Annotated in this window: 11 protein-coding genes; 7 read left to right on the top strand and 4 right to left on the bottom strand. The window is 50.3% G+C overall.

What is annotated here, in order from left to right:
• Positions 1–9 precede the first annotated feature (9 nt).
• The 7 genes from KOO62_07480 to KOO62_07450 all read left to right on the top strand — a co-directional run bounded on the left by KOO62_07480 (position 10) and on the right by KOO62_07450 (position 5,394).
• Positions 10–1,191 (top strand): aminotransferase class I/II-fold pyridoxal phosphate-dependent enzyme, encoded by a 1,182-nt coding sequence (locus KOO62_07480; protein MBU8933833.1) that lies wholly within the window; start codon positions 10–12, stop codon positions 1,189–1,191.
• Positions 1,192–1,214: 23 nt separating this feature from the next.
• Positions 1,215–1,586 carry a dihydroneopterin aldolase gene (gene folB / locus KOO62_07475; GenBank protein MBU8933832.1) on the top strand — a complete coding sequence of 124 codons (372 nt, stop codon included), beginning with the start codon at positions 1,215–1,217 and terminating at the stop codon, positions 1,584–1,586.
• 8 nt (positions 1,587–1,594) lie between these two features.
• Positions 1,595–2,104, top strand: coding sequence for a 2-amino-4-hydroxy-6-hydroxymethyldihydropteridine diphosphokinase (gene folK / locus KOO62_07470; protein ID MBU8933831.1), 510 nt, complete (start codon positions 1,595–1,597; stop codon positions 2,102–2,104).
• The gene (locus tag KOO62_07465) at positions 2,088–2,747 is read left to right on the top strand and encodes a deoxynucleoside kinase (GenBank protein MBU8933830.1); all 660 of its coding nucleotides are present in this window, start codon (positions 2,088–2,090) and stop codon (positions 2,745–2,747) included. Before folK ends, KOO62_07465 begins: the two co-directional genes overlap by 17 nt.
• Positions 2,748–2,753: 6 nt before the next feature.
• On the top strand, positions 2,754–3,575 hold the full coding sequence (panB, locus tag KOO62_07460; protein MBU8933829.1) for a 3-methyl-2-oxobutanoate hydroxymethyltransferase: 822 nt from the start codon (positions 2,754–2,756) through the stop codon (positions 3,573–3,575).
• An 84-nt stretch (positions 3,576–3,659) separates the two neighbouring features.
• The gene (locus KOO62_07455; protein ID MBU8933828.1) at positions 3,660–4,472 is read left to right on the top strand and encodes a mechanosensitive ion channel; all 813 of its coding nucleotides are present in this window, start codon (positions 3,660–3,662) and stop codon (positions 4,470–4,472) included.
• A 16-nt stretch (positions 4,473–4,488) separates the two neighbouring features.
• Entirely contained in the window at positions 4,489–5,394 is a 906-nt protein-coding gene (locus KOO62_07450; GenBank protein ID MBU8933827.1) for a DUF3078 domain-containing protein, read from the top strand.
• Between the two features lie 170 nt (positions 5,395–5,564).
• Here the strand turns inward: KOO62_07450 and KOO62_07445 are convergent, their stop codons facing one another.
• The 4 genes from KOO62_07445 to ggt all read right to left on the bottom strand — a co-directional run bounded on the left by KOO62_07445 (position 5,565) and on the right by ggt (position 12,447).
• Positions 5,565–7,595, bottom strand: coding sequence for a tetratricopeptide repeat protein (locus tag KOO62_07445; protein ID MBU8933826.1), 2,031 nt, complete (start codon positions 7,593–7,595; stop codon positions 5,565–5,567).
• Positions 7,596–7,710: 115 nt separating this feature from the next.
• Positions 7,711–9,432, bottom strand: a complete 1,722-nt coding sequence (locus KOO62_07440; GenBank protein MBU8933825.1) for a protein kinase — start codon at positions 9,430–9,432, stop codon at positions 7,711–7,713.
• Between the two features lie 77 nt (positions 9,433–9,509).
• Positions 9,510–10,403: a T9SS type A sorting domain-containing protein gene (locus tag KOO62_07435; GenBank protein MBU8933824.1), complete on the bottom strand. Its 894-nt coding sequence runs from the start codon at positions 10,401–10,403 to the stop codon at positions 9,510–9,512.
• Between the two features lie 298 nt (positions 10,404–10,701).
• On the bottom strand, positions 10,702–12,447 hold the full coding sequence (gene ggt, locus KOO62_07430; GenBank protein MBU8933823.1) for a gamma-glutamyltransferase: 1,746 nt from the start codon (positions 12,445–12,447) through the stop codon (positions 10,702–10,704).
• Positions 12,448–12,463 lie beyond the last annotated feature (16 nt).

Raw genomic sequence — 12,463 nt, 5'->3', positions numbered from 1 at the left:
GATTTGGCGATGCCGGTCAAAAAAGTTCTGGTGGACAAAGCTGATCGCCTTCATCAATTGCCGCCCGATCTGCTGTCGTTCATACCGGGATTGGCGCGTTCGATCAGAATTAAAAAAACAAGTACTCTTGATCTGGCCACATTTCAATGGCCTGTACCGTTCGAAACAACCTCTTCACTTTCAGCAGATGACCTCCGACCCGCTGACGAATCATCATTGAATGATCTGCGAGAGGCTCTGGCCGGCTGGTACTCCACTTATCATGGTGTTCGTCTGAACCCGAGCCGTGAGATTATTCTGGGACCGGGAATATCCGGGCTGTTGTGGCAGCTCGCGCTTGCCTTTGTCGATCATGGAGATATCGTTTTTGTACCAGAACTCGGTTTACCGACCTATCGACGATTGGCGACAGCGTGCGGAGGACAACCGGTACACTATGGCATCAGTGCTCGTAATCACTGGCTCCCTGATTTTGATCGAATCAATTCCAGACTGGGACGCGTGGCAAGGCTACTGTTTCTCAATACACCCCATAATCCGACCGGAGCCGAGCTAACCGAAAAGGAACTATCCGACCTGATCTGGATTGCCTCCCGCGAGAATCTTGCCATCGTCAACGATACCGCTTACTCTACCCTCTCCGGGCGTAAGCCGACCTCGCTGTTGGCTGTTCGCGGAGGGAAAAAAGTCGGTGTGGAAGTCGGTTCGTTCGCCTACACGTTTGGGTTGCCGGCGATCCCGCTTGGCTTTGCAGTCGGAAATCGAGAAATGATCGCTGGTTTGGAGCAGTCGCGTAAGTTACTGCCCCTGAGCATTCCGAAATACTGTGTCGATATGGCCCTGGCCGCGGTGCGCAAGTTCCCCTCCGAGGACTTGCTCCAGCTCCGCAACAACTTGACCGTAGCCAATGCGGAGGTGGTTTCGCTGCTGGGATCGTTGGGATTGGATAAGGCAGGGTTCGAGACAGTGCCGTTTGTGTGGGCGCAAATAAAACGTCGCCGTCAATCATCATCGGCGGCGGCCCAACTGTTTCGACGATTCCGCATCCAGACTGTACCTGGCATTGCGTTCGGGAATGCCGGAGAAGGATTCCTTCGTTTCTCAACCACAGCGCCGATTGATGACTACCGTCTGGCGCAGGAACGTGTCCGACGGAAACAGCACCTCCTTAGACGGGACCGGAAAAAGTGAAGGATATTATTCGCATCGCAGGCATGTCATTCTATGGCTACCATGGTGTCACTGCTGCCGAGAAAGAGACAGGACGCCGCTACGAAGTTGACTGCGAATTAGAAGTTGATCTTTCCGAGCCGGGACAGACCGATGAGTTGGTTGATACCATCGACTATTCAGAAGTCTATGCGTTGATTAAGAACACGGTCGAAGGCTCTGCTTTCGCACTCCTGGAAAGATTGGCAACGAGCTTAGCCACCAAAGTGCTTGACACCTTTCCCGTTTACAGAGTAACATTAAGAGTCCGCAAGATGACACCGCCTATTGCCGGTGAAATCAAGTATGTGGAGGCCGAAATCACACGTTATCAGTCGGATGTGTCCAAGTTGATAAACAACCAAGAGCAAGATTAGGAGTTGGCATGACGACGACAGTATATATCCTTATTGGTTCCAATCTCGGTGATCGCTATAAGAACCTTACGGCGGCGGTGACGAAGCTCGAAGCTGTCCCCGGCCTGGAAGTAATTGCCCAGTCCGGCATCTACGTTTCAGAGGCCCAGGGTATGCAGGGTGAGAATCCATCCTTTATGAACCAGGTGGTCAAGGTAGACTACCAATATCTCTCGAGTGAACTGCTGAACGTGCTTGAACTGATTGAAAAAAACCTTGGTCGGATCGGTAAAGGAAAGAAAGAACCGAGACCAATGGATCTGGATATTCTTCTCTTTGGCGATGAAATCATTGAGACCGACACGCTGTCAGTCCCCCATCGAGAATTGCTGAATCGTCCGTTTGCAATGGTTCCGTTGCTTGAGATTGACCCTGAATTGGTGCACCCGGTGACCAAACGACCGGTGGCGGAATTCCTCAGCGAAGAAGGTCGCGAGGAGATAATACTGTACAAGGATCAAGTTGCACGACAAATTTGAACCCAACTATATCGCCGTCGAGGGCGTAATCGGCGTTGGCAAAACGTCCTTTGCCGAAATGCTGACCAAGTCTCTCGGTGCCGAACAGATGAACGACGAGGTCTTCGGTAATCCGTTCCTGGTTGATTTCTACAGGAATCGCAAACGCTACGGATTCTCTTGCCAGCTATTTTTTCTGTTGTCCCGTTTTCAGCAACAGCAACAGTTGCAGACCCGTGATCTTTTTGCCCGACGGATTGTAGCCGACTATCTCTATGCTCGTGATTCCATATTTGCTTCGGTGAATCTCTCCGACCGTGAGTTGGCATTGTACAACCGCATTGCACCGGTTTTGGCCGGGGATATTCCCAAACCGGACCTGGTGATTTATTTGCAAGCTTCGACGCCAATGCTACTGCGGAGAATACGCAAACGCAACTTTCCCTTTGAACGATCCATTGACACCGACTATATCGACAGTCTCAACAAAGCCTATGACTATTTCTTTTTTGACTACCAGGAAACACCGTTACTGGTGGTTCGAACTGATAACATTGATTTCGTAAATACGCCCGGTCACTTTGATGACCTTGTGGAGCAGATCGGCAAACCGGTGGCTGGCAAGAAATACTACTCGCCAGCCGGTGATTTGGCTGCAATCTGATTAATTATGTCGCACACAACTGACAGGAAAAAACACACGGTCGGTACTTTTCTCCGCAAGAAATCAAAAGGACATAAGATTACTGTCCTTACTGCCTACGATGCTTTCATGGCCTCTCTGCTGGACAAAGCCGGGATCGACTCTATTCTGGTTGGCGATTCGGCCAGTAATGTTGTGCATGGTTGGGATTCCACTTTGCCTATAACGATGGACATTATGGTGGCTCACACCGCTGCCGTCGCCAGAGGAACAAACAGAGCATTGATAATCGCCGATATGCCATTCCTGTCGTTTCAACCGTCAGAGGAGACAGCTATTCTCAATGCCGGTCGCTTTCTCAAAGAGGCCGGCGCCGAGGCTGTGAAGATGGAGGGCGGTATAGAGATGACTCCGACCATCAAACGGGTAATCGAATGTGGTATCCCGGTCATGGGGCATATTGGTCTTACGCCCCAATCGATTAATCGCTTTGGTGGTCCAAAAGTGCAGGGACGAGGTAAAAAATCTCGATCGTATCTCATGGAGTCCGCCCTGGCATTGCAGGAGGCGGGCTGTTTTTCGATCGTATTGGAGCTACTCGAAGCTGACATCGCCGGCGACATAACCGCCGCGCTCAATACCACCGCTACTATCGGTATCGGGGCAGGAACAAACTGCGACGGGCAGGTGTTAGTTACCAATGATATGCTGGGGTTTCGCCCCGAGGGATTTCATCCCAAGTTCCTGCGCGAGTATGCGAACTTAACACCGACTATCCTGGACGCAATCAGTCAGTACATCAAAGATGTTACCGACGGCAGTTATCCGTCGGAAGACGAGTCCTTTTAGAAGTTTCTTATTAGGTTTATAACAGATTATCGATATCGAACAACTACTTGACTGCGTAGGCGTAGTCACATCAAGGAGGATAACGTGGAGAACTTAGGTGACAAAATCGTAGAGTGGGCTGTTGCGTACGGCCCCATGATTATCGGCGCTCTTGCGATTCTGATTATAGGTCGCATCGTTGTCGGTATTATCACCGGTATTGTGCGACGTCTAATGAAGAAGGCTAATGTTGATGATACCCTGATTTCATTTGTAGTTGCCATGACTCGAATTGGCTTGATGGTGTTTGTCCTGCTGGCGTCCTTGAACCAACTCGGCGTGCAAACGACTTCGTTCATTGCCATCATAGGTGCCGCTGGCTTGGCCATCGGTTTAGCCCTGCAGGGATCGCTGTCCAATTTTGCCTCTGGCGTTATGCTGATTATCTTCCGTCCCTTTAAGAACGGTGACTTTGTTGAGGCCGGAGGTTCGACGGGTGTAGTCGAGGCTATTGGCATTTTCAGTACTATCATGAGAACGGGCGACAATAAGAGAGTTATAATACCCAACAGTAATATCACCGGCGGCAACATTGTCAATTACTCCGCCAAGGAAACCCGCCGTATTGATCTGGTGTTCGGTATTGGCTACGATGACGACCTGAAAAAGGCCAAGGGAATTCTCGAACGCTTGATGATAGAGGATGATCGCATTCTCAAGGACCCGGCACCGGTAGTCGCAGTTTCGGAACTGGCCGACAGTTCGGTCAATTTTGTTGTTCGCCCATGGGTCAAGACCGCAGACTATTGGGTTGTGCTCTGGGATTTGACTGAGAAAGTGAAATTGACCTTTGATGCTGAAGGGATTTCGATTCCGTACCCGCAGCAGGATGTTCACATGTTTCAGGCTACAAGTTAGAAGGAGTTCGACGACCATGAAATCTTCCCGTATAATCATAAACCTGATCCTGGCCATGATGTTGACAACCACTTTTACCTGGTCCCAGGACCAGGTAGAGACCGGTTGGCAGAATTCGTTGATCATCGATTTTACAACGACTCAAACGTCTTACTCTGATTCATGGACGGGTGGTGAAGCCGGGTCTGTGAACTGGGCGGCCAATCTCAATGGAACCGCCCAAAGGCAGTTCTCTCCGAAGTTTGATTTCAAATCTTCGCTCAAACTGTCCTTCGGACAAACCTTGACCCAGAATATCGACGCGGAAGGCAAGCCATGGAAGAAACCCCAAAAATCGACCGATCTGATTGATTGGGAAAATGTTGGACGATTCACGCTAGGATGGTTTGTCGATCCCTATGTGGCTTTCCGTATCGAATCACAGTTTTTCGATGGCTCAGTCGAGAATCACAAACGCTGGCTGAGCCCTCTCAAATTGACCGAGTCGGTCGGTCTGGCTCACATGTTCTATAAGAAGGACAAGGACTTTATCACCAGCCGTCTCGGCCTGGCAGTTCGTGAGATTTTCACCAAGCAGTTCATCGATCTGGTTGACTACGAAACCGAGACGATTTCTACCACAGACGGCGGTTTAGAATCCGTCACCGATGCCGAGTTGACATTCGGTGACAACCTGAAATACACCGGTAAGCTGACACTCTATAAGGCGGTGACGTATTCGAAAAAGGACGAGGTGAAAGGTTTACCGGAGGAAGACGACTGGAAAGCAGTCGATGTCAGCCTGGAGAACATCGTAAGCGCTTCTATCACGAAGATCATCACAGTAAATCTGTACACGCAATTTTTGTGGGACAAACAGGTCGAGAAAAAGGGGCGTTGGAAAGAAACGCTGGCGATAGGATTCGTCTTCAGGATGCTATAGTCCCGTAGGGCAGGAGCCCTACATTCCTGCTGGAATTGTCAGGACCGTAAAGGTCCTGACCTACTATAGGTGACAGGCCACCCTTTCTTTGCATCAAATTCCCTCGCGAAGGCGGCAGACATTTTTGTCAGCCGCCATTTCATTACACCATTTTCTGCTATACTCCAGATTCATCGTCTCAGTTGTGGGAACCGCAGCCGAAGGCTGTCCATGAAGTTGACGTTTAATCCCTTTTTCAGGGCTTCATCGAACAGCTCCGAGGCGCGATGGTAGTCGCCCTGTTGTAGATAGAAAAGCCCCAGTTCTTTCAATGGTGCGACGGGTGCATCACCGTAGGACACTGCTTGGGAAAGATATTCGAAATACTTGTTGCGCCTGCCCTGGGTCTTCGATAGCTGAGCCAGACCGAGCCAAGCCCCCCGAATAGTTGAATCAATGGTCAAAGCTTCTAGCCAGGCTGCCTCAGCTACGTCATAGTTCTGCAGGAAAAAGAGAGCAGAACCGTAATTGTATGCCACGCGCGGATTGTAGGGATTCATCCCTCGAGCAATCTCCAGGTAAGCCAGGGCGCTGTCATACTTCTTCAATTCCAGCAAGGCTGCACCGATGTTACCATAGGCCACTGGAAAAACCGGGTTGAGTTGAATAACACGGCGGTACTCCATAATCGCAGCGTCGTACTGTCCAACATTAGCCAGTTGAAGCCCATGGTGATTAATGCCCCATGCGGGGAAAGCGTTGTGCCACTGCTGGGATTCCTCTACAGCACGGTCAGAATCACCAGTATCCTGATGATACTCTACCAATAAGCCCAATGCGTTTTGATTGCGCTGATGATCCCAGTATATGTACTGTCGGAATTGTTCCACTGCCTGTGGTCGGTTTGTCTGTGTGATGACGCGCGGTACAAGTACAAGCAAGTTCAGAACGACAGCCAAACTGGCTATGGCAACCATGTACGGTCGCTTCGTTCTGACCGCGAGAGCCATGTAGAACAGCAGCAATGCTATCGGCACACCAGCAAACGAGAATAAATCCCAGTCACGTGGCATACCCAATTTTGGATCAAACATAAATGCTGCCCCCAGACCACCCAGAACCATAAGTAGTAGAAACCATACTGCCCGCTTTGAAGATGCTTCAACTTTTCGCCTGACCCAAAGGGCTGGCAGAATCACCACCAGGGCTGGTGCGAGAACAAAGACCAGATTACCGACATCGGACAAATGTATTAATGAGAACAGCGTGTAGCCATCAATGGTGAATCGATTAGCCATTAACGGGACAAACGCCAACTGGAAAAAGAGAGTAGTGTTGTACAAGTACAGAAAGACTGTTGCCGAAACGGCAAAGACAATTATAGCCAGAGCGGTTTTCGATAGTCGGGTCATTCGGGAAAGAGTGTGCCCAATAATCGTTGGTCCCAGTAATAGATACAGCCCACTCGGTACAAGGACCACGGCCAGAACGTGCATGAGGATAGCAACGAGCAATGGCACTACCGCCCACCAGCGGCTTATTTTCCCGGTCGCACCCAGAAGTCCGACCAGGCCGTAGATCAGTGTGGCCGACACAAGGAGGGAGTAGTTCTCGACATATCCGAAAAATAACAGCATGTGCCCACCGGTAGATACGCCCAGTACGAACAGCAGACGCTGTCTGGTCGTCTCAAAAAGTCTTACAGAAGCGATTATCAGAGCGACTATCGAGATAACACCCGTCGCAATACTGATGATCTGAAAACTCAGCAGAGCGGCTTGCTCTCCGGATCCGAGTGTTTGCTTTAACCACAGGTGGGCCATTGACTCACCTATCTCGCGGTACTTGATGAAAGGATTGTCCGAAGCCAGCGTCGATAGCAGAGTGTAGCCATCACCAAGGTAGAACGCCTGCGCCCGAAACAGCCAGAACAGACCACCAGCGGCCAGTACTGTGATAGCCGTACCCAGGATCACCTTGGTAGAACTTCGACTTATTCCTGACTCTAGTTGGGATTCTTTTTTATATTTCAGCGCGAGTCCGATTGGTATGACAGCCGCCAAAGCCAGAATGACAAAGCGAACAATTCCATCTACATAAGCAAAAACTGACAGCCCCCACCAGTAGCGGCCAATCACGAAAGCTGCCGTCGTCAGTCCAGCCAGGACAGCATAGTACAGCACAAAGCAAATAGTTAGTTGACGTTTGGTTTGTGAGTTCACCGACACATAATACCTTTTCAAACGAACAAAACGTGAAACGACACTACCGAACTATGGAAGATAATAAGATCGCAAGTGGGATATTACAAGTTAAGAGACAACCTGAGCCGGAGTGCTACCCGAAATTGCCGCTGAAGTATAAGGCGGATAGAATTACTATCAGAACCCCCAACCCTACCAGAACCACGGCCCAAACGGGTACTTTCCTTACCTGCGGTGCAACCATTACAGGGCGTGTCTTACGTTTGGCGGCCTTTTCTTGAAGTTGTCGCTCGAAATCATCCCAGTCAAGCAGGAACTCCTGTGTGGTCTGATAGCGTCGAGACACACGAATGGCCAGCATTTTGCTGATCATCTGCACCAGCTCTTCTTGCATTTTGTTACGCAACTCGTCCAGTATCAGGTTGTTGCCACTATCGTAGTTCGGATTGTGACCGATGATCAGTTGATGAAGAATCACGCCTAATCCGAAAATATCCCCCTGGCGGGAGATCTTTCTTTCCGGCGGGCTGTACCAGTTTTTCTTTCGGGGACCACCGTAATGAATCGGCAATCCAAAGTCGGACAGCTTAACAACTTCATCAGCGTCGAAGAGAATGTTGGATGGACGCAGGTTACCGTGCATGATGTTATTCTTGTGGGCAAAATCAAGACCGATCGCAACTTCAAGGATGATCTTGAAGGCAGCCTCCCAATCATAACAGCGAACCATGCGATCGGCCAGCGATCCACCCTGAGCATAGGCCGAGATTACCACCGTAGTCTTTTTGTCGCCACCGGCCCCAAAGATATTGATGATATTCTTGTGCTTCATCGAACTGAGCAGTTTGGCTTCCTTGCGCCCCATCTCACCCTTGGAGTGTTTCTTGATAACATACAGCTTTTTTGTTACCTGATTTTCCACAAGGATAGTCGAACCGAAGCTGGTTTCGCGGATAGTGTCCAGATAGCGACATTTGCCAAGGAACGATTCAGTCCCGGATACCGATAGACTACAGGTATCTCCGCTTTGTGATCCGCCACCGGTGATCTCAAGCAAAGCATCTTTCAGCTCTACCGCTGCTTGGAAACGATCCTTGGACTCCTGCGCCAGACATTTCAGAACGATATCGTCGAACCGGCTGTCGGCGCCCTTTACAATTTCGGACGGCATCTTGAAATGTCCCAAAGGCTTCTTACCGCAGAGGATTTCATAGAGCATGATACCCATGGCGTAAATGTCGGTGGTCTGATCAACATTGGCCGAACTGATTTTCTGCTCGGGCGACATGTATGAGAATGTCCCCATAACAACATCAGAGGCTGTCATCTCTCCTTCCGGCACACCTACAATCTGAGCAATGCCAAAGTCCGCCACCAGCGCATTGCCCTGCCGGTCAATGAGGATATTAGCCGGCTTGATGTCGCGATGAATGACGCCGTTCTTGTGAGCGTAGTCGAGCGCTTTGCAGACCTGAATCATCATATCCAGTTTGGTCGCAAGCGGAATCTTATCTGAGTCGATCACCTCCCGCAATGAGGTGCCGTCGATATAATCCATGACGAAGTAGTACCGATTGCCCGCCTTGCCCTTGTCGATGACGTGGACAATATTGGGATGATTCAGCCGAGCCACAACCAAAGACTCACGCTCAAAGCGCATGACGATATCCGGGTCATTGGTCAGCTTGGTGGAGAGAATCTTGATAGCTACATCCCGGTCCAGAGATTCCTGGCGAGCTTTGTAAATTTCAGCTATACCACCCTGGCCAACCTTGCCGGTGACAACATAGCTGCCGATCTTGATCTGCTTCTTAGGCTTCGCTGCTGGGTTTTTCTCTTTTGTGGCCTCGGTCATTTCGATTTGCCCTAATAAAACAGGGACAGCGGATTATTCCGCTATCCCTGTAATAATCGGCAGTTTGACCGAAATTGTTATTTCACTAGCGTCATTTTCCTTGTTTCGGTACCCTCGTTATGGGTCAGGCGGTAGAAATATATTCCGCTGGGTCGGTTGGAGGCATCGAATTCGGTGGTATAGGCTCCCGCGGAACAGTGCTCATCCACCAGCGTAACCACGTTCTGACCGAGGATATTGAACACTTCCAGGCGAACTCGACTGGACCTCGGAATAGAGAATTCAATAGTCGTTACCGGGTTGAACGGGTTGGGATAGTTCTGGGCGAGACAGAAGCTACCCGGAAGATTGTTGTCCTTGTCGTCATAGATGGCCGTAGAGCTCTTGACAATCACTCCGCCCTCGATGAAGTCCGGGAAGTAGGTGATCATACCGGATGTGTCAGAGGCCAGGATTTGCTCATTCCTCGGTACCCAGTAACCATTGTCGTGCCAGAATGAGTCGATAATTTGAAAGGAATCGATGCCTATTAAGCCGCCTGGAGCTGTCACGGCGACCGAAACCCACAAAGTTGCAAGCAATCCTTCTGTGGCAGTTAAGACGGAAGGCGTGCCCAATAGATTGGGGATGAGCGTAATAAATGCACTGTCACTCGGACCGCTCTCCGGATTCACCCAGGCAAAGAAATCGGACGGCAGTATCGAACCTACGATGGAAACCGAGTCAAATAACAACCCGGGCCCAACTACTTGTAATGGTATTCTCACCGCCGAAATCGGTTCATCATTATTGCTCAAACGGATAGGGACCGCGATATGGTCACCAGCCTCAGCCTCAACTGTATCAATTGAAATCACACCCGAATAGGCCCAAACCGAGCTGGAGGCTCCGGTAACGACCAGGATCAGCGCCACAGAAAGCAGCAAAGCTTTGGTCTTCATCCGAACCTTCCTTTCGTTATCAGTAGACATACTTCTTCTCCTTTTCAAGTGCCCACTCTCAGGCAGGCCGATCTATCTGCACCGGCTCTTTTTGCAAAGCCCATGCCGTCGGAGGTATTGCCTCCCCTTTTTCTAAGAAGTAGCTAACTGCCAGTATAGAAACAATATAGCAAGTAAGCTCAGCAATAACTAAAGCAGGCGAGATCACACTAGTTGCATCAAAACTGCAGGATCAGTATGCAAATCGATGCCTATTCGGCAATTGTGTGCAGCCCTACAACAATTGTCATTGGGAGAATGGTGCGACAGAAATGCCGTAACAACCTAGTTAAAATCCGCCGGAGCTACCTCTTTTGCGCGGGTCTGAAGCAGCCGTCATCAATCCGTCCGGAGTGATGTAAACAGCCTGAAGATCGCCATAGTGGCTGCGTTCCTTGATGTTGTGGCCATATCGGATGAGACCCTGCAGCAAATTGATGTCAAAAGAGCCTTCCTCTAGATAGACCTTATCGGGCAACCACTGATGGTGAAACCTGGGAGCGCTGACGGTTTCTTTCAAGCTGAGGTCGAAGCGTGTGAAGTTGACGATGGCTTGAGCCACGGTCGTGATAATTTTCGAGCCGCCCGGTGATCCCAGAACAGCAAAGGGACGATCATTCTGAAGAATCAGGGTGGGGGTCATGGACGATAACATCCGTTTCCCTGGCTCGATCTTGTTGGCTTCTCCGCCCACCAACCCATAGAGATTGGGAACTCCGGGCTTCACGGAGAAATCGTCCATTTCGTTATTGAGCAGAAAGCCTGCACCGCCCACAACCAACTTACTTCCATAGGAGGAGTTCAAGGTATACGTGATCGCTACCATATTTCCCTGAGCGTCGCAGATGGAATAGTGTGTGGTTTGCTCCGATTCAGTTCGGGGGGATCCGGGTCCAGTCGATTCAGATGACCCGGCATGGTTTGTTTTCACGGTACTGCGTCGCCGCTTCAGGTAGGCGCTGTCCAGCAAACCAACAGGAACGTGGTAGTAGTCCGGATCACCCAGATGTTCCGAACGATCCGCAAAGGCGAGACGTGACATCTCACAGAACAGGTGTACAAACTCAGTTGATTGAGGTGTGTACGGAGCCAGATCATATGGTTCCAGCAGCTTAAGAATCTGACCCAGAACGATTCCCCCGGAACTGGGGGGCGGCATTGAGTACACTTCCAGAGAGTCAAACTTGAAGTGGATAGGGGTACGCCAGATTGGTTGGTAGGATTCCAGGTCTTTGGCGGTAATGAGGCCGCCATGTCGTTGCATGCATGCCACTATTGTGTCGGCCACCTGGCCACGGTAGAAGCCGTCCCTTCCTTGCATCGCTATCAACGACAGGGTACCGGCCAGATCCTTTTGCACCAGTTTTTGCCCCGACTTAACGTTCAAGCCGGACGGATAAAACAAAGATGCAGTTTCTTCAAAAAGGGACAACGACTGTCGGTATTCAGTCAATGATTCGGCCAGGTATTCATCGACTACGAATCCTGAATCGGCCAGCGAGGTTGCAAAACCGACTAAGTATTTCCAAGGCAGTGATCCGTGCTGTTCCCAGAGTTCATGCAGACCGGCTACTGTTCCGGGTACGCCGCAAGCCAAAGCTCCCGTCGTAGACAGGTTTCGTTTTACTTCGCCGGAGTCATCAAGATAAGATTTCTGTAATACCGCACCGGAATCATCAAGATACATCTCCTCGGATGCTTCCCCCGGCGCTGTCTCCCTGAAATCCAATGCCAGTACCTGATTAGATTCTCCCAATCGGATTATCGCAAAACCGCCGCCCCCGATGTTGCCCGCCTCCGGATGCGTGACGGCCAGAGCAAAACCCACCGCCACCGCTACATCAAAAGCATTACCCCCTTCGCGAAATACCTCAGTGCCAACCCCAGTTGCTATGGGCGATGCCGTTGCCAGCACACCATGTTCGTAGTAATGCGAGACAATCAACCCATTGCAACTGATCAGGCTGATAACCAATAGAAAAACCAGCGCCATCAGGACATTACAGCGCTGGTTTGAATTGAGCTTCTTGTTCATGCTTCAGTGTAATCCG

It is taken from the genome of Candidatus Zixiibacteriota bacterium (assembly GCA_019038695.1).
Taxonomy (GTDB): Bacteria; Zixibacteria; MSB-5A5; order GN15; family FEB-12; genus B120-G9.
This window is presented reverse-complemented; position numbering and strand designations above follow the sequence as displayed.